This is a genomic window from Methanoregula sp. (genome assembly GCF_049510175.1).
Lineage (GTDB): Archaea > Halobacteriota > Methanomicrobia > Methanomicrobiales > Methanospirillaceae > Methanoregula.
The window spans coordinates 65,462-88,603 of record NZ_JBEKZF010000004.1 but is presented as its reverse complement, the minus strand read 5'-3'; the positions used below and the strand labels follow the sequence as shown (position 1 = coordinate 88,603).

Sequence of the window (23,142 nt, the reverse complement as noted above, 5' to 3'; positions counted from 1 at the left end):
CTATAGCTTCTTTATTTTACGCACCCGGACGGCAACACCGCGGCGCGAGCGGAGCATCTCCCCCGCTGAGAGTGCGGCCCTGCCGGTCGCGATCGCACGCGCACCCGCGACAAGAACTTCGTCGCCGTCACGGATCGAAGGATCTGCTCCGGTCACGCCAGGGACAAGCACATCGCCTTCCGGCACGAAGTCGTCAATGGTGATGCGATAACATTCCGGGAGAAGTGCCCAGCCATCGAAGGTGGGGCGGATGAGGCCGGTACCGGTGTCGAGCGAGAAGAGCTGGACATTGCCTTTGCTCCAGAACAACTCGGGGAACCGACCCCTGGGGGTGATGCCTTTTGTCTCAATGTCGGCACCGAACTGGTAGGAGAGCATCCCGTGCAGCCGGTCGTCCTTGATCCTGCGCTCGCCGGCAAGGCTCGCGTCCAGTGCATTCAGGGCTGCCGTGCCTACCGGGTTCTCCGTGCAGGAATATTCGAGCGTTATGCCACAGAGTGCCGCGGCCTGGCGGGCAACTGTGAGCGCCCCTCCTTCAAGATGCGTGATGATCCGCCGGTACCGGTGGCGCGAGAAGTACCGCGCAAGGATACCGGAGATGACCGCACATTCCTCCGCATCCCAGTACCCGGTCACCGGGACGTCGTAATGGGCTGCAGGGTAGACACACTCGAGTTCGCGCGGGACAAGGGCGAGCGGGGAGGTGACGATCAGCTCGTGAGCGCGTCCCCCGACTGCCTGCTGGAACCGGCGATGGCTCTGGGAGAGCGAATAGGGTTTCTTCGCCGAACAGGGAAGGAGGACGGCGACATCGCACCGGGGCGGGACATACCGGGTGAGGAGCCGGTCGGCGAACCGCTGCACCTCGACGCGCTGCAGGGACTCGCCGGAGTTTGCCCGCAGGATCCCGCTCCGGGCCACGGGCTGGGCCGATTCCATGAACGCATAGTGGCGGTCGAGGTGGCGCAGGATCATGACCTGCGGTGCGTCCATGCGGCAACGGGACTCGACCAGTTCCCGGAGCTGCGACAGGTGGATGAACCGGGTAACCAGAGCGATCTCCTGCCGGAGCGCTTCGCGGTTATGCTCCTTCAGGTTGCCAGATTTACAGCCGGGACAGGTGCATATGCCGGCTTGCATCGCATCAGCCGGGAAATCCCCTTCGGGCGTGCAGAACAGACCCTGGGCAGATTTGAGGTCAACGGCCGTGTAATCGAAGAGCTCGAACCCGGAATAGCAGAGGATCGCGACCGTTGAAGGAAGTGCTGAAGCCGGGGCATACCATGCGGTGTCGGCCGGGATCTTTTCCTTGAGCCCGACTAGCCAGTCAACGTAGTTCCGGGGGTTGGCAAACGCGGTATGCCAGTTCGCGACCATGACGCAATCGCCGCTCTCCGAGGTATTCCCCCGCTGCGGGTGGATGATGACCGGGCCGCCCGGGATCACCGGTGGGAAATCCTGTACCAGCGCCGCAGGTGCTGACAGGGGGATATTGATGGACGGTGCATTGGCAAGGGCAGGGAACAGGGCATCGGGCTCGGTTGCCGCGGGAAGTTTCACGGTCGCTGTCCCGGTCTCTAGTATCCCGGTACGGGCCAGCCCGTCCCGTTTCCGGATGTCAAACCGCGTCATCAGCCGTCTCCATATCCCCGAGTTCCTGCCGGATGAACCCGGCCCATACCGGGCTGCACGACAGAACGATCCTGCTCCCGGGATGACTGTCGGCAAGGGCACGGATGCCCCGACATCCCTGCCGTACCATTGCATCATCCCATTCCGGGAGCTCGCACGGGCCGATGGGGAAGGTCTCCCTCAGCTCGGCCGGGTATGGACCAAACGGCGGCCTGAAAAAGAGCGTATCGTCATATCCTTCCGTACTTTTGCCATCGATCACGACAAGCACACTCTTCCCGAGCCTGAGCCTGGCGAGCTGCTGCTGGTACCGCAGGACCTCGGTGCGCCGGCAGCTCTCGTCGCCCCGGTAGAAAAACCGGCGTTTCGATACCCGGTCGTGCTCCGCAAGCACGGGGGCGTAGCCGAGGAGCGCCCTGTACCCGGAGAGGAGTTGCGGGTGGCCCCGGCACCGCTCGTCCACCAGTTCCCAGAGCGTACCATCGACGATTGCCTGCCGGATCCGTGAGATCTCGGCGAGCGTGACATACAGGTTATGGAGCGCGAGCAGGCGTTCGCGATCCGGTGCTGACCGCAGTTCCTCGGCCGTATTTGATCTGCAGACACTGCAGGCGCAGGGGAGATCGGCGAGTTCCTCGATCCGGTAACTGCCATGTGCAGTGAGATACCGCCCGTCCTTTGCGTAGAGCGCATAGGCAGCCGAGTCGAACAGGTCGCAGCCCATCGCCGTTGCGAGGGCGAACATGGAGGGATGCCCGGCGCCGAACAGGTGAACGCAGGCTGAGGGGGATATCGTCCGCTTCGCGGCCATGACGACCTTCACGAGGTCGCGGTACCGGTAGGACTCCATGAGGGGGACGACAGCCCCGATGGCACAGAACGAAAAACCAAGTTCAGTCACTTTCAATCCCGAGAACTCGCGGAGATCTTCAAAAATCCCGCCCTGCACCGGTCCCGCGATCGGTGCATCGCTGCCGAAGACCTCTTTTGCCTCGGTGAGACGCTGGAGTGTGACGGCGAGTTCGCGTTCCGTGGTCTCGCGATCCGCCGCGGGAGATGTGGGGATATCGAGCGGCACCCAGATGTCGCTGCCGATATCCCGCTGGAACGAGAGCGTCTCCGTGTTGGTGATAGCGACCTGCCCATACACCGAGAGCTGGAACGAACCGGAGTCGGTCATAATCACCCCGTCAAAATCCAGAACCTTGTGGAGCCCTTCTTCAAGGGCGCGTGCACGGAACTGATTACTCTGCGAGAAGATGTAGGCATTGGTGATGAGCGCCTCGACACCCATCTGTTGCATCTCTTTCGGCGTGACAAGCTGGAGGTGGGGGTTGATGACTGGCAGGAGGGCTGGTGTTTTTATTGTCTTTTTCCCGACCGTCAGCTTCCCGCAGCGTCCCGCACAGTCGCTGTACAGACTTTCAAATGCAATTGCCATTCCGCACCGTGATGTCGCTGTCTATAAGCTCTCTTCAGGTTAAACGGTTCCCCTCATCTTTTTTCCGAAAAGATCTGGCCCTCGAATGTAAGAATCTCGATGGTATTATAGGTCCAGCACCGGTGGGGAAGGCCGGCCTTCATACAGGTATGGTCGAGGAACGTCTTGGCATCCCAGCCATACTCCGTCGCCACCTGAGGGAGGAGCAGCCCGCTCGTCCCCATGCCCCGCACGATGAGCCCGTGTTTTCCCACCAGCACCTGATCGGGACGTTTCGAGGGGTCACCTTCCAGCGGTACGGGCACGGTAAGGATGGTGACCTCGACTGTGATCTGATCCAGTTCATCCTTCCTGACCGGAGGGAAGCGGGGGTCCTCGAGCGCTGCTGCTGCTGCGGCATGTTCGATCGCGTCCCCCAGCGGCATCACGGGATACGGGAGCCCAATGCACCCGCGGAGCTCCCCGTTTTCACTTATCGTGACGAAAACACCACGCTTCTCATTGAATACGGGAGTGAGTTTCAGTGCGGGTTTGGGTTTTTTTGCTACAACATATTCGATGGCGCCGCGTGCGGAGCGGATCGCCATGTGACCCTCATCTGGTGTAAGCAATTCCATGGCTGTTCCCGTGACTGTCTATAGTGCATCTTGGATAACAATCTATCGAATCGGACTGGTCATCCTGCTGCGGTGTCCGGTTACCGGTAAAAGATGCCACTGTCGCTGTGCTTATCTTCTCCACCATCCCATAGGTATTCGAGAGGGAGAGAGCGGCCGACGGTGACTTCAGTGTCGCTGAGGAAAGTCCCCCCACCCACCGGTCACGCAGCCGTACGCAAGTACGGGTGGCGAGAGTCACGGCAATGGCACAGAAACGACACGGCCTGCCAACAGTTATGAAGCGGTTGAGCCCATATGGCGAGAAGCATGGTTATCCGTGCGAGTAACCCGCTGAGCGTTCACAGGCAGGATACGGTGAAACGGCGAACCCCTGCGGGTGCAAGTCAGAACAGGACACATGGATCGTCCGGTATCCGTCCGGGTATGACGCAGAGCTGAATGCCGCTAAAACAGAAGGAGGCTTACTCCTCCCACTCATTCTTTTCCGGTTTCTTTCATGAAACGAGCATTCGTTCCAATATTCTTGGATTTCTGTGTATCCGCATTTACTTAATATACGCAATAATTCGCGGTTGTTGCACTGAGGATACAGTTATTTGAAGATCCCCGCAGAATCTGGTACATAATTCTGGAGGTTCCATGCAGCAGCCCATCCGTTCATCCATATCAACAAGGGGAATAGTGATCCTTTCCGCATGCCTCGTACTTTCTGTGATCACCGTCCCGTGCCTCGCCATCACCCTGACACCAGGTGCCTCTCAAACGGGGTCTGCCACAATAGCCAACGGCGATCCCGTGTACATTCAGGGTATAGCAACCGGCCAGCCGGTCAACGGTCTCCAGGTATGGCTTATCGGTTACAACACCGTGAAAATCAGCAATGTGGCAGTCAATTCGGATAATACCTACTCGTACGAACTGAAGCCCGCCGATACGATGAATCTCGCCTCAGGCCAGTACCTCGTACTCGTCCAACACCCGATGATGAACGGGCAGTTCGATATTGTCTATTCCCCTTCCACCGGGCAGGTCATCAACCGCCAGCTGGGAATCAGCGGATCGGCCATATTCCAGCTGACCAGTGGCGGTAGCCTCCAGAGCACTGACGCCGCGTCCGCGCTCATGAGGGCGATCAACAGCCAGAATGTCGATGATACCTTTGCCACAGCCTCGTTTTACGTAAGCCCGCCGGATGCATTCATCCACCCAATCGGAGACCATGCAGTCGGTGAGAAATTCACCATTTCGGGTTCCACCAACCTTGCAGTGGGTGACAACCTTCAGGTTGATGTTTATTCCTCATCCTTTGTACCGACTTCGAAGAACCAGGCCGTCGGGTTCTCCGGCGCAAGTGGCGTGGTTCAGGTGATGCCGGGCGACAATGGCCGCAACCAGTGGTCGTTCGCGATTGATGCCAGTACATTCACACCGGATGAGTACATGGTGAGGGTCTCGGGTATCACGCAGGACGTCGCCGGATCAACGACATTCAATATCGTCAAAAAACTTCCGTCAACTACACCGACCCCATCGGCATCGGAGGTAACGACCATGGTGACCACACCCGCGTCCACGACTGCAACCCCGGTCCACCCCACGGAAGTACCGCCCACGAAAAAGTCATCGCTTCCCCTCTGGTGCGGAACCGGGGCACTTCTCTCTGCAATCGCGCTCATCAAACTGAAAAAAGTGGACGGCTGATCCTACCAGCCGAGGAACAGGGTCTTGGTCCGGGAATAACTGTCAAGGGCGTGGAGACCGTTCTCCCTGCCGATGCCGCTCTCGTTCATCCCCCCGAAGGGGACTTCCGGTGGAACGGTGAGGTGGCGGTTTACCCAGACAATACCGGCGTGAACCTCATCGAATGCCCGCTTGGCGGTGTGCAGATTGGTTGTCCAGACCGACGCCCCAAGCCCGTACCGCGTACGATTTGCCTCGCGGATTGCTGTATCGAGGTCGGGGACGGTCATCACCGGCAGGACCGGCCCAAACACCTCTTCGCTCATGAGCCTGTTCTCCGGCATCACATCTGCAACCAGTGTCGGCCGGTAGAATAATCCACGGTCGTACGGCGTTTCGTTCAGCACGCCTCCTCCGGTGAGGATGGTCCCCGCATCTGCATCACGGGTCGCGTCCACGATCTGCACTATGCGTTCGCGCTGGACGGGACTGTTCAGGGGACCCATATCCACACCGGCTTCGAGACCATTGCCGATCTTCAATCCTTCAATACGCTGTTTCAGTTTCTGCATGAATGTATCTGCAATGGCATCGTGGACAAACAGCCTTTTCACCGCGGTGCAGGTCTGCCCCGCATTATAGAACCTGCCCCGGAGCGCCCCGTCGACTGCCTTATCAATGTCTGCATCGTCCATCACGATCATCGGGTCCGATCCCCCGAGTTCGAGCGTCAATTCCTTGAGCTGACTCGTAGCCAGCTCGCGTATCCTCAGCCCGGTCGTACAACTTCCGGTGAAGGAGATCTTCTGGATCCCCGGGTGTTTCACCAGCGCTTCACCGACGATCTCTCCCTGGCCTGTAACGATATTGAGGACACCGGGGGGGAGTCCCGATGCCTCGAGGATTTGTGCAAGCCGGAGGTTGGTCAGCGGGGTTGTCGATGCCGGTTTGAGGACCATCGTGTTACCCGCGAGCAGCGCCGGCCCGACCTTCCACCCCATAATGAGTACCGGCATATTCCATGGAATGATCACCCCGCAGATGCCGAGCGGCTCACGGACAACGAGCGCATCGCCGGAGGTACCGAGGCGGACCATCTCACCCTGCTGCGACGCGGATATCCCGGCATAGAACTCGAGTATATTGGCATATCCCCGTACCTCGTCAATGGCTTCCCGAAGGGGTTTTCCCTGTTCAAGGGTCAGGAGCCGAGCAAGCTCCTTATGCTGCTCCCGCACCTTCTCAGCTGCATGGAACAGGATGATCCCCCGCTCACGCACGGTCTTCTTCTTCCAGCCGGCAGATGCAGCACCGGCTGCATCGACGGCCCGGGAAACATCATCGGTGGACCCGGCGGGAACACGATCGACCTGTTCGCCGGTTGCAGGATTCTTCACGTTGATCCAAGAGTCATCCAACGATCCAACATCGGTGCCCCCGATCCTCATCAGCATGTTGAGCCACTCATCCTCGTACCTCTCCATCTGCACGCTGCCTGGTATTGATGGGCAACGCGCCCTAATCTTTGACAGTTCAATCCCGGTTTACTATTCGGCCAGGCCCTACAAAATCTCTTCCATCGTAGTAAATTATATCATTGCATGATCTCATCTCAGCATAAGAGGAGACGAGATGGCAGATAAAAAAAAGGATGATGTGAAAAAACCGGATGCCTCACCGGCCGGTTCATCGACACCGATATCCCCGCTGCCGGCACCACAACCCGTAACCCAGCCGGCACATCCGGTTTCTGTTCCTGACCAGGATGCTCTTATCGAGATTGACGACAGTACCTGGGAACGATCCGTTGAGAGAGCAGGTAAACCGGTTGCGGTCATGTTTTATTCTCCAACCTGCATTTTCTGCCACCAGATAGAACCGTATTTCCGGAACTATGCACAGGAATACCACGACACGGTCATTTTTGTCCGGCTGAATGTCATGACCAGCCAGTGGACTGCCGAACGGTATGGCGTGAGAAGCACGCCGACGTTCAAGTTCTTCTGCAGCGGGAAACCGGTCCAGGAGATGGTAGGTGCGGTGTATCCAACGCTCCTGAAAAAGATGATGGATGAAGTCCTCACCCACGGAAAGGAATGCGCAAAGAATTCCACGCTGATCGATTATGAGATCACCGGGTACGGCTGAGCGGTAGATAATCTGTATTAAACCGGAGATCGGGTTTTTTCAACCATTCATCCTATCGGCACTGTTCCTGTGAGGAGGAAGGGTAATTTTTCTGATGGTTAATTATGGGGGCGGCTGCACCCGCACCGGACCGCTGCCTGTGCCACAGCTTCTGCAACGGCTTTCGTAACGCTTTTGTCAAGGATATTGGGAAGGATCCGTTCACGGTGGGGCTTTGGAACGCAGCCGGCTATTGCATGAGCGGCTGCAATCTTCATCTCATCCGTAATTCTCGTGGCACGGGTATCCAGTGCTCCCCGGAATATGCCGGGGAATGCCAGCACGTTGTTGATCTGGTTGGGAAAATCGCTTCGGCCCGTGCCGACAACCGCAGCGCCGGCATGCTTCGCTGCGTCCGGCCAGATCTCCGGTACCGGGTTCGCCATGGCAAAGACGATGGCATCCCGGTTCATTGAGCGGACCATCTCTTCTGTAATAATACCGGGGGCCGATACACCGATAAGAACGTCAGCGCCCTGTATCGCATCGGCAAGGCTCCCGGCCAGTGCAGGTTTGTTGGTCTCTTCTGCAATGATGAATTTGTACTTGTTTTTGTACAGCCCTTCCCTGCCCCGGAAGATCGTTCCCTGGGTATCACAGACGATGATCTCATTGACCCTCGTACAGACATCCGGGTTGTACCCGATGCATTTCAGCATCCGGGTGATGGCATAGCCGGCTGCCCCTGCCCCGCAGATGACGATATTGAGGTCGCTGTACTTTCTTCCTGTCACTTTGCAGGAATTCAGGAGGGCGGCAAGGACGACAACAGCAGTCCCGTGCTGGTCATCGTGCATGACCGGGATCCCGATATCCTGCAGGGCATCCTCCACCTCAAAACATTTCGGTGCCGCGATATCCTCGAGGTTTATGCCGCCGAAGACCGGCGCAATGTTCCGCACCTTGTCGACAAAATCTGTTTCATAGCTCTCGAAACAGATGGGGAAGGCATCGACCCCGGCAAATTTCTTGAACAGGATGGCCTTCCCTTCCATGACCGGTATGGCCGCATAACCTCCAATGTTGCCGAGCCCGAGCACAGCGGAACCATCCGTGACGATGGCGATGGTGTTGGCTTTCAGCGTATATTCATAGGCAAGGTTCTTGTCCTTGACTATCTCCCGGCTGACTTCAGCAACGCCCGGGGTATAAGCGATCGAGAGATCATGTTTTGTTTTTAAGGGAACCTTGGACCGGATGCCGAGTTTTCCCTTGTGCTTGGCATGCATGGCAAGCGATTCCTGGTAGATCTCATTGCTTTCTGCTGAAAATGGCATCCGTTAATCTCCCTGTACGGTTGAGGGAGTGTGGAGGCAATGAAGTTAGTGGTCGGAACCAGGCAGACTGCAGCTGCAACCTGATGTGCCATATTTCATGATTGCATATCGCATCATTACGTCTTTAGAGTTAATTTTAATACACAAATGAACAAATGTATACATCAAGGTATACAATAGTCATCAAACGGTACGTCAATTACCGCTTTCTATCCCTGTACCTGAACATTATGGTTGTGAATATTATGAAGTCAAAAGATATCGCTATTGTCGGAATCCTGCTTGCCATCGGTGCCATCCTTCGCTATTTCTTAGCGATGCTTCACACGCCCCTTACGCCGAACATGCTCATCGCGTTCTACTGTCTTGGGATCATCCTGATCCGGCCCAAGCTTATCGAAGCCCTAGGTATCGGCCTTGTTGCCGGTGTCCTCTCGATGCTGATCTCCAGCTCGATGTTCCCGCCGGCAAACATCATCAGCGAGCCTATCGGTGCCCTTGTCTGTTTTGTACTCTACGCTGCACTTCGCGAGCGGACCAAATTCGCCCCGACAGTAACCACATTTGTCGCAACACTGGCAAGCGGATTTACCTTTGCCGCGATCGCGATCATCGCCATCGGTGCAACCTACCTGGCCAAGTACAATGGCAACCTGATGGCCTTCGTTGTGGTCTTTGTCCCGATTGTAGTCATAACGGCAGTGTTTAATGCAATCGTTGTCCAGTTCCTCTACATCCCTTCCAGCAGGGTGCTTCTTAGAGGACCGGAATGATCGAGCTCACAAACGTCAGTTATACCTATCCCCACACGGTGCAGCCGGCCCTGCACCGTGTCTCTCTCTCTCTTGAAAAAGGCCGATGTGTCATGATTTCCGGGCCCTCGGGAGCCGGAAAGACATCGTTATGCCTTGCAGCGTCCGGGATCCTTCACCACGAGTATGGCGGGAAGAAAGAAGGGGCCGTGATCGTGGACAACAGGAACGTAGCGGAGTACAGAACACTCTCGGACCTTGCGCAGAACGTAGGAATTGTCTTCGACGATGCCGAAGCCCAGATGATCTTTACCACGGTTGAAGAAGAACTTTTATCAGCGCTAGAACACCGCGGGCTTTCTGCCGCAGTTATTGAAGAGCGTCTTGACAGGATCATTAAAACAACCTACCTTGACGACATCCGGGATCGTTCGCCACACACCCTTTCCGGCGGCCAGAAGCAGCGGGTCGCCCTTGCAGCTACACTGGCTCTGGGCAACGAGAACCTCATTCTTGATGAGCCGACATCCGAACTTGACGAGCACTCAACACAACGGATTGCGGAGATTCTTGCAGAACTCAAAAGCCAGGGAAAGACCATCCTCTTAGTGGAGCATAAGTACCGCCATTTCCGGGACATGGTCGACACGCTTGTCATCCTGGAGAACGGTGCCGTTACTGCGTCCGGCAGCCCGGACGAGGTTCTGAAAGATGAACGGATCCGGGGCATGATCTTTCCCGATTTTTCAACAATCCGGAAGATCGTGCAAAAAGCGCCAGGGAAAGAGCCGATCATTTCCGTGCAAAACCTCTCCCATTCTTATGGTGGTGTTCCCGCACTGTCCGGGATCAACCTTACAATCCACCGGGGTGAATTTGTTGCTATCGTTGGTGAGAATGGTTCAGGAAAGACTACGCTTGTCAAGCACTTCAACCGGCTCCTTTCCCCGACAAACGGCGATGTGATCATTACAGGGAAAAACACGAAGGAGTGCAGTATTGCCGAGCTAGCCCATAATGTCGGGCTTGTCTTTCAGAACCCGGATCACATGTTCTTTGCCGATACCGTGCGGGAAGAGATCGCGTACGGAGTGAACAATCTCGGTATCGGGAACAGTGATGCGGTCATCGATGCGGCGCTCCGGGATGCAGGTCTTTCTGAGTCAGCTGCCTTGTATCCAAGGTGGCTTTCACGCGGGGAGCGACAGCGGCTTGCTATTGCCTGTGTTGTTGCCATGCAGCCCAGTATCATCGTGCTTGATGAGCCAACAACAGGACTGGATGGTTACGAGGCACGCCTTGTCATAGAGATGCTGAAAAACCTACAGGAAAAGGGACATACGATCATCTTTATCACGCACAACCGGGAGATTGCACAACACTGCGCCGACCGCGTCATCATGATGGAGAACGGACGTATTATTGCTGACACGGAAGGTGCATAACGATGGCAGAGATCCTCCAGTACGTCCACAAGGATGCTTTCCTGCACCGGCTCCATCCCTATACGAAGATCCTGTTCATTATCCTCGTCTCCGTTATGGCCATCATTGCCACCGACATCCCCTTCCTCATCCTCATGGTGATCGCGCTGCTTGCATTCGCGGCATGTGGCAAGCTACTCTTTGAATCGCTCAACCAGCTCAAGTTAATCCTCGTCATGAGCGTCATCTTCATCCTCATCACCATCATCACGATGCCCAATGGGGAGACACTCGCATATATTATCCCTCAGGGTGTTCCGGTCATCGGTGGTTTGATCCCGGTTACTACTGGTGGCCTCATGATTGGCGTAGTTCTTACACTCCGGTTTATGATCCTCATCTTTGCCTTCCAGCTCTTCCTGATCTCAACGCAACCAAGGGATATTGTCCATGCAATGGAGAAAATCCGGCTCCCCATTGATTATATCCTGATGTTTATCATTGCACTCCGGTTTATCCCGACCCTCCAGATCGAGGGCCAGCGCATTCACGAGGCACAACTGGCGCGTGGTTTCAACCCGGGAACCGGGTTCCTGGGAAAGATCCGGAGCGTTTCTCCTATCGTCATTCCATTGGTATCCAATGCATTGCTCCGCTCCAATGTCCTCGGGCTCACCATCGATATGCGGGGATACCGGATCGGAAAGAGGACGCATGTCCGCGAGCGGGTTTTTGAAAAGCGTGATTACGCGGTTATGTCCGTGCTGGCTATCGCCGGGTGCGGATTTGTCGCGCTTATCATCGCCAGAATGGTATAACCGGCCGAAACCCATTCCTTTTTTACGAGATAATCTTCAGACCTAAATTGACGTCACCGGATTGTTAAAAGCGTTAAAATGTACGCATCGACCGGAACTTCAGATAAGACTCGTGGAAAAAGCAATTCGAGAAGAGTGTGATATTTGAAAAGTAAAACGCCCCGGCCGGGACTTGAACCCGGGTCAAAAGCTCCGCAGGCTTCTAGGATGTCCACTACCCCACCGGGACGCGATGTGTGCCTGCCTTATTTAAATTGCTCTTATCGCTTAAATATCTCACCGTAAAAAATTATAGTATCATCAGGTTGAAAATAAGAGTTATTCTTGGACAACATTCTCGGGTGCCCATGTCGCAGTCGTAGTTGCGGTTACCAGGGCGACTGCTGTGTTGGCACGAGGTGTTCCTTCCCAGTACGTGCAGGCATCAAACGTCATATTATCGGGATCATCAAAATTTCCCTGTGGCTTTACCCAGAAGTTAACGGTTGCAGTAATCTTGTTACCTTTCAGCTCGATTAACATGTCATCATTATTTAATACTTTTAATGTCCGGGTCAGATATGTCGTATAATCAGGACCGAAACCGTCCTGAAGATATATCTTTCCTGATGTTTTGTTACGGACCGTAATCTCAAAATACGATTGGGGGTCATAGGTAGAGTATTGGTAGGTCACATCCTCCTTTGACCCATATTGCGAGGTTGCGGCTTTATTTACGGTAATATTTGTCGGTATAACGGTGTAGTTGATATACATCGGGGGATTTTTCAGATTGAACGTGAATGCGGTTCCATTGTAAAGAAATGTCTGTGTCTTGTTATATATCCGGCAACTCTTATCCTCCGGAAGTGGTGTCGTGGTAGTAAAAGTATGATATCCGGGGGTTTGTGTCTGACTGACAACAACATTCTGTGTATTGACATATTGTGTCACTTCTGTAACGTATGATGAGGTCGACGTCGTTCCCGGGGTTGTCCCCTTTGGGTTATAGGTATGTGTGGCACTTGTTGACGTGTCTTTCGGGGGTGCAACACAACCGGATATGACGATCATGGCAATGATCGCGACAGCACAAACCAAATATCCTTTTTTTCCTTTCATTGATCACAGTACAGTAATTCATAGTAATTAATTATTTCAAACAAATCTTGTGACCAGCATTAAAGTACATGTGATATGCAGAGATCAGCCCGCCAATTGCATTATCCATGGTAACCCGTCATGATTTCACCGGTGTCAACCCAGATAAAATGTTACCCCGTTCTGGAAGAAGATTATTGAGGAGAAGCCCCGAGTATCCGTAAGTGGTCATTATTGAACAATCACTAAAATTTATATAATCCCTTATCATTGTTTATGGAAACAGATTAAAATTCCAACAGCCTCAGACACATCCGCATGTCTGGCATTTCATAAGCGAACAAACTTTAATGAACAGTTGATAAAGGGAGAAATGACTGATGGTAACGATCGGAAGGTTAATGGGCATATTATTGATTCTCTGCGGATTCCTGATCTTCCCTGTAATGGCTGGAGAACAATATATGGCGGGAAGTCCGGAACTTTCGGCATATATATCCGGAACCAACGAATTCAGTCCGGGAACGGAGCTCCAGTTACCTGTTGTGATTGAGAATACCGGAGTGAATGATGTTAAACTTGTCCAGTCGGGAATTGTTAACCGGGATGATCTGCCCAATACTGCGAAATTCCTCACGGTAACCCTTGCGCCCGGTAATGCTCCAGTCGTTATTAAATCTGACCCACAGATGGTGGGTGACCTGAAAGGTTCAACAACTGTCACTGCAAGCTTCACGGTCAAGATTCCCGCCGATGCTCCCGGTGGGACATACACCCTCCCTCTGGTGCTGAATTATACCTACCTGAGTACTGCCGACCAGTATGCCGATACCCTCGAGTACAGATACCAGATGGAAAATATCACGCTCAACATCCCCATCACCGTCAAATCGGACGTTTCAATCGACGTACTGTCCGCTGAACCGGAACATCTGAACGCGGGCACGGAAGGTTACCTGGATATGCTGATCAAGAATACCGGTTCGGAAGACGGAACCAAAGCCGTTGTAAAGATCCTGCAGAACGGCAACAGTCCCATTGTACCCTCGGACAGCAGCGTCTATATCGGCGATTTCGCATCCGGAAGCACGGTTTCATGCCGGTACAAGGTCTCGGTATCGGGCGATGCGGAAAAAGAGACCTATCCCGTGGATATCGTGGTCGTATACCAGAACAGAGACGGAGATTTTGTCACTTCACGCAGTGACACCGTCGGTATACCGGTCGGGGGAAAGGCCGACTTCACCATCATATCTGCTCCGGCAGAGATGAACCCGGGGAATAAAAAGCCGGTCGCGGTTGAATACAAAAACACCGGGGACACGACCGTATACAGCGCCCAGGCAAGAATCAGTGCCGTTGACCCGTTTACCAGTAACGATGATATTGCATATATCGGTGACCTGAAACCCAATGAGTCCAGGATCGTCACCTACGTCCTGAGCGTGGATCGCAGTGCAACGATCAAGCAGTATGGTCTCGATTCCGAAATCCGGTACCGGGATGCACTGGATAATACCTACATATCCGACCCGATGAAAGTGCAGGTGAATGTCATCTCACCGATGGGAATAACCACGATTGTATCAAATCCTATTTACCTGTCCATACTTGCCGCAGCCATCATCGGTATTGCCTATCTCGTGTTCCACCACAGAAGAAAAAATAAGGGGTAGCCAGCCCGTCATGCGGCCCTGGTTCTCCAGCCATAAGATCCCTCATTTTTGGTTATCCGTCACAAAGTCAGAATTTATTACCATCGGCGGCTTATCAGCCTATACAGACAAAAAGAGCGTTCCATCACGTCATTTTATCATGATTCAGCGGGTGAGCGCCGGTTTAAGACCGCGGACAGGCCTAGTCAGCCTTTATCCGTCCCATAATGAGAGAGCACCATGATTACCCGGGTTTTTTCCAAAAGGCCGTCCGATATGACCATCCCACGCATCATTATCGCCGGGACCCACAGCGGTTGCGGGAAGACCACGGTTGCCAGCGGGATCATGGGTGCGCTCGTGAAGAGTGGCTATGTTGTTCAGCCGTTCAAGGTAGGTCCGGATTTCATCGATCCTACGCATCACACACGGATATGCGGCAGAGTTTCCCGCAACATCGATCCCTTCATGATGGGCGATAAAGGGTGTATTTCGACATTCATCAATGCATCGGAGGACGCAGACATCGCCATTATTGAAGGGGTCATGGGCATGTATGACGGGATCGACGGGACGGACCTGTCAAGTACTGCCCACGTCGCCCGGATCCTGCAGGCCCCGGTCATCCTTGTGGTGGATGCAAAAGGGATGTCCCGGAGCATCCATGCCCTCATCAAAGGCTTTGTGGACTACGATCCCACGATCACGATTGCCGGGGTGATCGTGAACCGGACCGGAAGCCCGCGCCACCGGAACATGATGGAAAGTTCCCTTGCGGTTCCCTCGTTCGGGTGGATTCCCCGGAGCGATGAGATTGCCATGAAGAGCCGGCATCTCGGCCTTGTCATGGCACACGAATCCGATTCCCACTCGGGGATGGGATCTCTTATCGCAGAGCATTGTGACCTTGATGCAATTGTTTCCGCTGCACGGAATGCGCCCTTCCTCCCAACCCGGTACGAGTTTCCGGAGCAGACTCCTGTCAGGACAAGGATCGGTATCGCGAACGATAATGCCTTTTGTTTCTATTATCAGGACAACCTGGACCGCCTCATGGGAAATGGTGCAGAGCTGGTCTTTTTCAGTCCTCTTCAGGACCGGCTGCCACCCGTTGATGCGCTGTACCTCGGGGGAGGATATCCCGAACTGTTCCTTCCCCAGCTCGAATCCGCTGCCTGCACTCAGGAGATCAGGAAAGCTGCGGATGGGGGACTGCCGGTCTTTGGAGAATGCGGCGGGTTGATGTACCTGACCCGGGAAATCACGGGGGAGAGCACGTATCGTATGACGGGAATTCTGCCGGCAGTTGCGGAGATGACGGGACGGATCCAGGCACTGGGGTACGTGAAAGGAACGGTTGTTGGTACGGAGTCGTTCCTTACACCGGGCCAGGTCATGACCGGTCACGAGTTCCATTATTCCCGGCTCATTCCGGACAACGATGCCCGGTTCATCCTCAACCTGTCACGAGGGAAGGGGATTGCGGAAGGACAAGACGGCCTGGCTGCATCGAACGCACTGGGGCTTTACACGCACTCCTATTTTAACCCGGCATTTGCCCGTGATTTTGTGGATGCAGCGATCTCGTTCTCCCGCACCTGATTTTTCCCGTTTTCGTATCCAAGAGATAAAATTATAGGACAACGAACCTATCAGCAGAGGCAGGTCCGAATATCCATGCGCAGCGATGATGTGAAAGCAGGTTACCAGCGGGCACCCAACCGGTCCCTCCTTCGATCCCTGGGGGTTACGGATCACGACATGGGGCTTCCGTTTATCGGAATCGCGAATGCATACAATACGATTGTTCCCGGCCATATTCATCTCCGGCAGCTGGCTGAAAAAGTGCGTGAAGGTATCGCCGCTGCCGGCGGAGTACCGTTCGAATTTGGTGTGATCGGCATCTGTGACGGCATCGCGATGGGGCATGAGGGGATGAGGTATTCCCTTCCATCGCGGGAAAATATCGCAGATTCGGTCGAACTGATGGTCCAGGCCCACCGGTTCGATGGACTTGTCTGCATCGGTACCTGCGACAAGATTGTCCCGGGCATGCTGATGGCTGCAGTGCGGTGCAACATTCCCACCGCTGTTCTTACGGGAGGGGCAATGCTCTCCGGTTACCAGGATGGGAAAGACCTCTCCCTCATCGACATTTTTGAAGGCGTCGGGAAAGTTGCCGCCGGCCAGATGAGTGAACCGGCCCTGTGCGAGCTGGAAGGATGTGCCATGCCCGGCTGCGGCAGCTGCCAGGGACTGTATACGGCCAACACCATGGCCTGCATGACCGAAGCGCTGGGGATGTCCCTTCCGGGCTGTGCAGCAATTCCTGCAGTGGATGCGGCAAAACTGCGTATTGCAAAGGAGACCGGTGAAGCAGTTCTTGGACTTATCAGAAATAATACTCTTCCCCGTGATATCATCACTAAAAAAAGCCTGCACAATGCGATACGGGTTGACATGGCCCTGGGCGGGTCCACGAACACGGTCCTTCACCTCATGGCTGTAGCAGCAGAAGCGGAAATCCCTCTCAGTCTTCAGGATTTCAATACTCTTGCGGATGCAATTCCTCATATATGCAACATGCAGCCTTCTGGTCCCCATTCAATGCAGACGCTCTATCGTGCCGGCGGCATTCCCGCGGTCCTTAAGCAACTGGAGAAGTATCTCGAATCATCACCCACGATATCAGGAAAAGATATCCGCGAAATAGCGCACCAGGCGCGGGTAAAAGATCCGGCCATCATAAAAGGTGTCGAAGACCCGGTGAGCTCAGCCGGCGGGCTTAAAATTCTCTTTGGATCTCTTGCACCCGATGGTGCTGTCGTCAAATGCGCCGCAGTCCCGCGGGATATGTGGAAGCATACGGGACCGGCCCGTGTTTATGATGGCGAGCAGGAGGCGATGAAGGCAATCCTGTCCCGTGAGATCAAAGAAGGCGATGTTATCATCCTCCGGTACGAAGGACCCCGGGGAGCCCCGGGTATGCCGGAGATGCTCTCACCGACATCCGCCCTTATGGGTTTTGGGTATACACGGGTCGTTCTCATTACGGATGGCAGGTTTTCCGGTGGGACGCGCGGTCCCTGTATCGGTCACGTGGCACCTGAGGCGGCTGTCGGCGGCCCGATTGCTCTTGTCCAGGATAACGATCGTATCGAAATTGACCTCTTCGAGAAAAGAATTGATCTCAAGGTGGATGCCGGCATACTGGAACAGCGGAAGAAACAGTGGACCGCTCCCCATAAGGAGTTATCCGGCGTTTTGGCACGATATGCTAAAACCGTTGAACAGGCAAACCTCGGTGCAGTGCAGAAATAATGCGCCGGACAATTAGGACAATTGAAAGTACTTTTTTTACCCTGGCCTGTCGCGGGCAATCATTTCTCTTTTTTATGAAACGATGGGATCAGTAAAAAAATCAGATCAGTCATTCTGGTTTTTTGATCATAGTGTTAAACATGAATACCGGGGATTTATCAAGACCGGCAGGTGATAGAAAAAGTGTTGGGGGGATTATGTTGCACCGGCGCTGTCGTAGAGAAGTGTCAGGTAGCGTGATGCAAATAGAGTCAGGAATGGCAAAACGACGAGGAGAATGAGGATTCCAACGTAGGGGATAATCATACAGATAACTTCGATTACTCCCCATATGACTGCCAGGATTATCAGTGCTATAATGTAGGAAACCCAGCCAATTTTGCCGATATGGGCAAGTATCGCGCTGAAGTTAAATGCCTCACCAAAACTCCCCGTCCTTGCGAAACGGACATAGGCTGTGGCTTCAAACAGACCAATGATAATCGCAACGACAACGAGTACCAGGAAGATCAGACCCGCACCTGCCATCCCTGCCAATAGAGCAGTGGGATTTCCGGACGCTGCACCAGCGATAATACTTCCCATTGCAAAGACTTCAAGGATGATGATGGGGATTGCATAAATGAGAGCCACAATGAAGAGCTTGATACCATCAATGAATAAACCTCCCCAGTCTTCGAGTTCGGGAGAGGGATTTGCTCCTTTCAGGATACGTACTACATATCCAAGGATCAATGGGAAAATAATCGTGCTGATAATGAGAAGCACCCACTTTACCCACTTTCCAACAAGACCCTCCTGTGCATAAGCCAAAGAGTCGCTAACATTTTTTCCAAAATCCATTTCATTCACCCAAGTAATTGCTCTGAATCATCCATGACATATTCCAGCCACAAACGATTTAAATATGATATGACTACTTCGCAGAATATAAATATTTCTGAAATTTGGGCGTCAAATGAAAAAAATCTGCATATAAATGAAGATTTAATAAGATGAATGCTACTTGACCGCTATTTTCAAAAAACCGGTTATTATCCAAGATAAGTAAAACAGCATGAGGAATTGAGAGTTTTTGGGTAAAGCAGAAATAAAAAAAATCAGTGCCTGAAGTACCGGACTCCCGTAAAAACCATCGCCATGTGATGGCGGTTCGCTGCTTCGATCACTTCCTTGTCCCGTATGGATCCCCCGGGTTGTACAAGTGCAGTGGCACCTGCTTCAGCCGCAACTTCCAGGGTATCCGGGAATGGCAGGAACGCATCGGATGCCACTGCTGATCCCTTCAGGGAGGCACATGCTTTTTCAATCGCGATTTTTGCAGAATCCACCCGGCTCATCTGGCCGGCGCCGATGCCCAGCGTCCGCCGCTGATCGGCAAAGATGATGGTATTGCTTTTGGTGTGTTTGCAGACTTTCCATGCGAGCTGGAGTGCTTTCATTTCGTCTGCAGAAGGATCACGATCGGTGATCACTTCCCAGTGCTCCTGATAGGCTGGTGTCCGCTGGACAAGAATTCCCCCGTCGATTGTCCTGAGTTCATCGTTGTCGCATTTTGGAGGGAGTGCAAGGACACGCATCGTCTCCTTCTTTTTCATGACGGCAAGGGCATCACCGGAAAAGCGGGGAGCAACGATCACTTCGACAAAAGTCCTGCAGATCTCTTCTGCGAGCGTTTTTGTCACCTCACGGTTTACCGAGACGACTGAGCCGTACGCAGAGGCCGGATCGACTTCCCTGGCAGTGACATAGGCATCAAGGATATCGGAACCAACTGCAACCCCGCAGGGGTTGTTATGCTTGACGATGACCGCCACTGCATCATCGAACTCGCGAAGGAGTGCCACACCCGCATTGACATCGAGATAATTGTTGTATGACATCTGTTTTCCCTGAATGGGTTCGGTGCCGGCGAGGCCCTGCGTTCCGTACACGGCTGCCTGCTGGTGCGGGTTCTCCCCATAACGGAGCGATCTCCCGTGAGTATACTGCAAGGATAACGTGGCCGGGAAGGGCGAAGCGAGCGTGTAGAGATAATTGCTGATTGCCGCATCGTAAGCAGCCGTGCGGGCGAACGCTTTTTTTGCCAGAACGAGGCGCTGGCTTTCGGAAATATCACCGGCTTTTATTGAGGAAATAATGCCGGGATAATCCAGGGGATCGACAACGACGGCAACATTCCTGTAATTTTTTGCTGCAGCACGGATCATTGCAGGGCCGCCGATATCAATGAATTCGACCAGTTTATCGAGATCCATATCGTTCCGGGACATGGCTTCGAACGGGTAGAGGTTTACCACAAGCAGGTCGATATGGTTGATCCCGTGTTTTGCCATAACGGCATCATCGATCTGCTGCCGCCCGAGAAGACCTCCGTGCACCTTGGGATGCAGGGTCTTGACACGGCCATCCATCATCTCGGGAAACCCGGTATAACTCGATACTTCGGTGAACTTGATGTTGGCCCCTGCAAGGACTTTGCCCGTTCCCCCCGAACTCATGATACTGAACGTGTGTGCGGTCAGCTCCTGTGCAAGTTCGATGATACCGGTCTTGTCCCAGACCGAAAGCAGTGCCCACTTCATAGTCTTATGTATGATGAAGAGGAAAGAAAAAGGTATGCGGATAGGGAGCTATTGCCAGTTCTATTGATTTTTCCTGTCTTAAAGACGGGTCCCGACATTTCCGGATCCCGTTCAAAAAAACGATAAATCATTGCCGAATATCAATTCATAAAATTAATCGTGCCCCGTTTTGGAAAACAGTCACAATTTGGGGATTCCCCCAGATGAAAGATGTAAAATTTTATATAGAACCACAATGCAATAGATACTGGAACATCGAATGGGATGTACTATGGACGACGCAGAAAATGGACCAGAGCAGCCCGGGAAGAACGGACCGGACATTTCCGAAAAGACTCAAACGGAACCATTGACCAGCAGTGTGGAACCTGATTTGCAAAAGAAAGCATATGCTGATCTGAACGATCGGTTCCTCCGGCTGGCTGCGGATTTTGAAAATTACAGGAAGCGCAGCGAACGCGAACGGGACTTACTCGTTACTCTGGCAAATGAACGGTTTGCCGTTGACCTTCTCGAAGTCCTTGACAACCTGGACCGGGCACTCAAAGCCGATGATGCACATCTCCGTGAAGGTATTGCACACATCCAGCAGTTGCTCAACGTCCAGTTGCAGCGCAACGGTGTTCATCCCATTGATTCGCTCAAAAAACCCTTCAACCCATCAGAACACGAGGCTGTCGCACATGTACCGTCTGATGAAACTGCCGGTACTATCATTGACGAAGTCTCACGCGGGTATCGTATGCTTGACAAAGTAATCAGGTACGCAAAAGTAGCCGTGTCCAAAGGAAATCAGAAAGATCAGGAGGCATAAAAATGGCAAAAGAGAAGGTTCTGGGAATCGATCTGGGAACGACCTTTTCCTGTATGTCGATTATGGAGGCCGGGAAACCCATCGTCATCCCGAACGCCGAAGGCGGGCGGACGACTGCATCCATTGTGGCATTTACCAAGGACGGGGAACGTCTCGTGGGGAGTCTTGCCAAGCGGCAGGCAGTGACCAATCCCCAGCGCACGATCCAGTCCATCAAGCGGAAGATGGGGACAAGCGAGAAAGTCAATATCGACGGCAAAGGCTACACACCGCAGGAAATTTCCGCAATGATCCTGCAGAAGCTCAAGATCGATGCCGAAGCCTATCTTGGCGAGAAGATCACCAAGGCCGTCATCACGGTCCCCGCGTATTTCAACGATGCCCAGCGACAGGCAACCAAGGATGCCGGCCAGATCGCCGGTCTTGAAGTGATGAGGATCATCAACGAACCGACTGCCAGTGCGCTTGCTTATGGGATCGACAAGGAACACGACGCGACCGTCCTTGTCTACGATCTCGGGGGCGGCACATTTGATGTATCGATCCTGACGTTCGGTGACGGCGTGTTTGAAGTGAAATCCACAGCCGGGAACAACCATCTCGGCGGCGACGATTTCGACAAGCTGGTAACGGATTATCTCGTTGAGGAGTTCAGGAAGAAGGAGGGTATCGACCTGCGAAACGATCCCTATGCCATGCAGCGCCTGCGGGATGCTTCGGAGAACGCGAAGATCGAGTTGTCCCAGCGGCAGACCACGAACATCAATCTCCCGTACATTACCACGGATTCCAGCGGCCCCAAGTTCCTCAATACCGACCTGACCCGCTCCAAACTTGAGCAACTCATTGGCGACCTCGTAGAATCCACGGTCGGCCCGGTAAAACAATCACTCAGCGATGCAAAGCTGGAGCCCAAGGACATCGATCATGTCCTGCTCGTCGGTGGTTCAACCCGTGTCCCGCTCGTTCAGGACACGGTCCGGAAACTCCTCGGGAAAGAGCCGGACAAGGGGATCAACCCGGATGAATGTGTCGCGCTCGGCGCCGGTATCCAGGGAGCTGTCCTGACCGGTGAGACAAAGGATATCGTGCTGCTGGATGTCACCCCGCTTACCCTGGGTATCGAGACCCTTGGCGGTATTGCCACCAAGCTCATCGAACGGAACACGACCATCCCGACACGGAAGAGCCAGATCTTCTCCACTGCCGCTGACGGCCAGACCAGCGTCGAGATCCATGTTGTCCAGGGCGAGCGGGCACTTGCCAAGGACAACTTCACCCTTGGCAAGTTCCAGCTGACCGGTATCCCTCCGGCCCCCCGGGGCATACCCCAGATCGAGGTCACCTTCGATATCGACTCGAACGGCATCATCCATGTATCGGCAAAAGACCTCGGGTCCGGCAACCAGCAGGCGATCTCCATCAAGGGCGACCGGAAACTCTCAGAAGAGGATATCAGGAAGATGATGGATGCTGCCAAGCAGTTCGAGGCGGACGACAAGAAGAAACGCGACGAGATCGAGCTGCGCAACCAGGCGGATACCGCCATCTTCACCGCCGAGAAGATGCTCAAGGAGAGCGGCGACAAAGTCGAGGCAGCAGACAAGACCAAAATTGAAGAGGGCATTACCGCAGTAAAGAAAGTCCTGCCGGAAGACAACCTCGACGAGATCAAAAAGGCCATGGAATCCCTGACCGAAGCGGTATATGCGGCAACAACCAAGATCTACCAGAAGATGCAGGCAGAACAGGCTGCTCAGCACCAGCCGGGTGCCGGTCCTTTCCCTGAACAGGACAAGAAAACCGATGACAATGTCGTCAATGCTGATTATAAAGTAAAAGAAGAGTGAGCAAGC

Annotated in this window: 18 protein-coding genes, 1 tRNA gene and 1 other RNA gene; 11 read left to right on the top strand and 9 right to left on the bottom strand. The window is 53.8% G+C overall.

The window, feature by feature from the left end:
* Genes arcS through ABSG49_RS07140 form a run of 3 tightly spaced genes read right to left on the bottom strand, consistent with a single transcriptional unit; the run spans position 1 to position 3,690 of the window.
* Entirely contained in the window at positions 1–1,632 is a 1,632-nt protein-coding gene (arcS, locus tag ABSG49_RS07150; RefSeq protein ID WP_424025434.1) for an archaeosine synthase subunit alpha, read from the bottom strand.
* On the bottom strand, positions 1,619–3,073 hold the full coding sequence (gene tgtA, locus ABSG49_RS07145) for a tRNA guanosine(15) transglycosylase TgtA (protein ID WP_424025433.1): 1,455 nt from the start codon (positions 3,071–3,073) through the stop codon (positions 1,619–1,621). The genes arcS and tgtA overlap by 14 nt, the downstream gene beginning before the upstream one ends.
* A 53-nt stretch (positions 3,074–3,126) precedes the next feature.
* The gene (locus tag ABSG49_RS07140; RefSeq protein ID WP_424025432.1) at positions 3,127–3,690 is read right to left on the bottom strand and encodes a TIGR00296 family protein; all 564 of its coding nucleotides are present in this window, start codon (positions 3,688–3,690) and stop codon (positions 3,127–3,129) included.
* A gap of 140 nt (positions 3,691–3,830) precedes the next feature.
* On the opposite strand from ABSG49_RS07140, the gene rnpB reads away from it, so the two are divergent.
* Together rnpB and ABSG49_RS07130 are read left to right on the top strand one after the other, a co-directional pair.
* Positions 3,831–4,169, top strand: an RNA gene (rnpB, locus tag ABSG49_RS07135) — RNase P RNA component.
* 163 nt (positions 4,170–4,332) lie between these two features.
* Complete coding sequence (locus tag ABSG49_RS07130; protein WP_424025431.1) at positions 4,333–5,394, top strand: hypothetical protein; 1,062 nt, start codon at positions 4,333–4,335, stop codon at positions 5,392–5,394.
* A 2-nt stretch (positions 5,395–5,396) separates the two neighbouring features.
* On the opposite strand, the gene ABSG49_RS07125 is transcribed toward ABSG49_RS07130, so the two are convergent.
* Positions 5,397–6,857, bottom strand: a complete 1,461-nt coding sequence (locus ABSG49_RS07125) for an aldehyde dehydrogenase family protein (RefSeq protein WP_424025430.1) — start codon at positions 6,855–6,857, stop codon at positions 5,397–5,399.
* A 148-nt stretch (positions 6,858–7,005) separates the two neighbouring features.
* On the opposite strand from ABSG49_RS07125, the gene ABSG49_RS07120 reads away from it, so the two are divergent.
* Entirely contained in the window at positions 7,006–7,521 is a 516-nt protein-coding gene (locus tag ABSG49_RS07120) for a thioredoxin family protein (protein WP_424025429.1), read from the top strand.
* 98 nt (positions 7,522–7,619) lie between these two features.
* Here ABSG49_RS07120 and ABSG49_RS07115 read toward each other — a convergent pair whose 3' ends face one another.
* Complete coding sequence (locus ABSG49_RS07115) at positions 7,620–8,837, bottom strand: NAD(P)-dependent malic enzyme (RefSeq protein WP_424025428.1); 1,218 nt, start codon at positions 8,835–8,837, stop codon at positions 7,620–7,622.
* Positions 8,838–9,082: 245 nt separating this feature from the next.
* Between ABSG49_RS07115 and ABSG49_RS07110 the strand changes: the two genes are divergently transcribed.
* Genes ABSG49_RS07110 through ABSG49_RS07100 form a run of 3 tightly spaced genes read left to right on the top strand, consistent with a single transcriptional unit; the run spans position 9,083 to position 11,831 of the window.
* Positions 9,083–9,610, top strand: a complete 528-nt coding sequence (locus ABSG49_RS07110; protein ID WP_424025427.1) for a tryptophan transporter — start codon at positions 9,083–9,085, stop codon at positions 9,608–9,610.
* Positions 9,607–11,034 (top strand): ABC transporter ATP-binding protein, encoded by a 1,428-nt coding sequence (locus ABSG49_RS07105; protein ID WP_424025426.1) that lies wholly within the window; start codon positions 9,607–9,609, stop codon positions 11,032–11,034. Before ABSG49_RS07110 ends, ABSG49_RS07105 begins: the two co-directional genes overlap by 4 nt.
* 2 nt (positions 11,035–11,036) lie before the next feature.
* Positions 11,037–11,831: an energy-coupling factor transporter transmembrane component T family protein gene (locus tag ABSG49_RS07100; RefSeq protein ID WP_424025425.1), complete on the top strand. Its 795-nt coding sequence runs from the start codon at positions 11,037–11,039 to the stop codon at positions 11,829–11,831.
* Between the two features lie 157 nt (positions 11,832–11,988).
* On the opposite strand, the gene ABSG49_RS07095 is transcribed toward ABSG49_RS07100, so the two are convergent.
* Positions 11,989–12,060 (bottom strand) — tRNA-Arg (locus ABSG49_RS07095).
* Between the two features lie 89 nt (positions 12,061–12,149).
* Complete coding sequence (locus ABSG49_RS07090; protein WP_424025424.1) at positions 12,150–12,932, bottom strand: hypothetical protein; 783 nt, start codon at positions 12,930–12,932, stop codon at positions 12,150–12,152.
* 425 nt (positions 12,933–13,357) lie between these two features.
* On the opposite strand from ABSG49_RS07090, the gene ABSG49_RS07085 reads away from it, so the two are divergent.
* From ABSG49_RS07085 to ilvD, 3 genes are all read left to right on the top strand, one after another.
* Positions 13,358–14,587, top strand: coding sequence for a COG1361 S-layer family protein (locus ABSG49_RS07085; RefSeq protein WP_424025423.1), 1,230 nt, complete (start codon positions 13,358–13,360; stop codon positions 14,585–14,587).
* Positions 14,588–14,842: 255 nt separating this feature from the next.
* Positions 14,843–16,168: a cobyrinic acid a,c-diamide synthase CobB gene (locus tag ABSG49_RS07080; protein WP_424025422.1), complete on the top strand. Its 1,326-nt coding sequence runs from the start codon at positions 14,843–14,845 to the stop codon at positions 16,166–16,168.
* Between the two features lie 75 nt (positions 16,169–16,243).
* Positions 16,244–17,887: a dihydroxy-acid dehydratase gene (gene ilvD / locus ABSG49_RS07075; protein ID WP_424025421.1), complete on the top strand. Its 1,644-nt coding sequence runs from the start codon at positions 16,244–16,246 to the stop codon at positions 17,885–17,887.
* 195 nt (positions 17,888–18,082) lie between these two features.
* Here ilvD and ABSG49_RS07070 read toward each other — a convergent pair whose 3' ends face one another.
* Positions 18,083–18,730, bottom strand: coding sequence for a DUF4013 domain-containing protein (locus ABSG49_RS07070; protein WP_424025420.1), 648 nt, complete (start codon positions 18,728–18,730; stop codon positions 18,083–18,085).
* 257 nt (positions 18,731–18,987) lie between these two features.
* Complete coding sequence (gene purH, locus ABSG49_RS07065; protein ID WP_424025419.1) at positions 18,988–20,472, bottom strand: bifunctional phosphoribosylaminoimidazolecarboxamide formyltransferase/IMP cyclohydrolase; 1,485 nt, start codon at positions 20,470–20,472, stop codon at positions 18,988–18,990.
* Between the two features lie 271 nt (positions 20,473–20,743).
* On the opposite strand from purH, the gene ABSG49_RS07060 reads away from it, so the two are divergent.
* Positions 20,744–21,286, top strand: a complete 543-nt coding sequence (locus ABSG49_RS07060; protein ID WP_424025418.1) for a nucleotide exchange factor GrpE — start codon at positions 20,744–20,746, stop codon at positions 21,284–21,286.
* Positions 21,287–21,288: 2 nt separating this feature from the next.
* Positions 21,289–23,136: a molecular chaperone DnaK gene (gene dnaK, locus ABSG49_RS07055; protein WP_424025417.1), complete on the top strand. Its 1,848-nt coding sequence runs from the start codon at positions 21,289–21,291 to the stop codon at positions 23,134–23,136.
* Positions 23,137–23,142 lie beyond the last annotated feature (6 nt).

What these genes read in the sequence shown, in the direction of transcription:
- ABSG49_RS07070 (WP_424025420.1), bottom strand. Translation starts at nt 18,730, where the DNA reads ATGGATTTTGGAAAAAATGTTAGCGACTCTTTGGCTTATGCACAGGAG.
- ABSG49_RS07130 (WP_424025431.1), top strand. Translation starts at nt 4,333, where the DNA reads ATGCAGCAGCCCATCCGTTCATCCATATCAACAAGGGGAATAGTGATC.
- ABSG49_RS07120 (WP_424025429.1), top strand. Translation starts at nt 7,006, where the DNA reads ATGGCAGATAAAAAAAAGGATGATGTGAAAAAACCGGATGCCTCACCG.
- ABSG49_RS07090 (WP_424025424.1), bottom strand. Translation starts at nt 12,932, where the DNA reads ATGAAAGGAAAAAAAGGATATTTGGTTTGTGCTGTCGCGATCATTGCC.
- arcS (WP_424025434.1), bottom strand. Translation starts at nt 1,632, where the DNA reads ATGACGCGGTTTGACATCCGGAAACGGGACGGGCTGGCCCGTACCGGG.
- tgtA (WP_424025433.1), bottom strand. Translation starts at nt 3,073, where the DNA reads ATGGCAATTGCATTTGAAAGTCTGTACAGCGACTGTGCGGGACGCTGC.
- ABSG49_RS07140 (WP_424025432.1), bottom strand. Translation starts at nt 3,690, where the DNA reads ATGGAATTGCTTACACCAGATGAGGGTCACATGGCGATCCGCTCCGCA.
- ABSG49_RS07105 (WP_424025426.1), top strand. Translation starts at nt 9,607, where the DNA reads ATGATCGAGCTCACAAACGTCAGTTATACCTATCCCCACACGGTGCAG.
- ABSG49_RS07080 (WP_424025422.1), top strand. Translation starts at nt 14,843, where the DNA reads ATGACCATCCCACGCATCATTATCGCCGGGACCCACAGCGGTTGCGGG.
- ABSG49_RS07110 (WP_424025427.1), top strand. Translation starts at nt 9,083, where the DNA reads ATGAAGTCAAAAGATATCGCTATTGTCGGAATCCTGCTTGCCATCGGT.
- ABSG49_RS07100 (WP_424025425.1), top strand. Translation starts at nt 11,037, where the DNA reads ATGGCAGAGATCCTCCAGTACGTCCACAAGGATGCTTTCCTGCACCGG.
- ilvD (WP_424025421.1), top strand. Translation starts at nt 16,244, where the DNA reads ATGCGCAGCGATGATGTGAAAGCAGGTTACCAGCGGGCACCCAACCGG.
- ABSG49_RS07125 (WP_424025430.1), bottom strand. Translation starts at nt 6,857, where the DNA reads ATGGAGAGGTACGAGGATGAGTGGCTCAACATGCTGATGAGGATCGGG.
- ABSG49_RS07060 (WP_424025418.1), top strand. Translation starts at nt 20,744, where the DNA reads ATGGACGACGCAGAAAATGGACCAGAGCAGCCCGGGAAGAACGGACCG.
- ABSG49_RS07115 (WP_424025428.1), bottom strand. Translation starts at nt 8,837, where the DNA reads ATGCCATTTTCAGCAGAAAGCAATGAGATCTACCAGGAATCGCTTGCC.
- ABSG49_RS07085 (WP_424025423.1), top strand. Translation starts at nt 13,358, where the DNA reads ATGGCTGGAGAACAATATATGGCGGGAAGTCCGGAACTTTCGGCATAT.
- dnaK (WP_424025417.1), top strand. Translation starts at nt 21,289, where the DNA reads ATGGCAAAAGAGAAGGTTCTGGGAATCGATCTGGGAACGACCTTTTCC.
- purH (WP_424025419.1), bottom strand. Translation starts at nt 20,472, where the DNA reads ATGAAGTGGGCACTGCTTTCGGTCTGGGACAAGACCGGTATCATCGAA.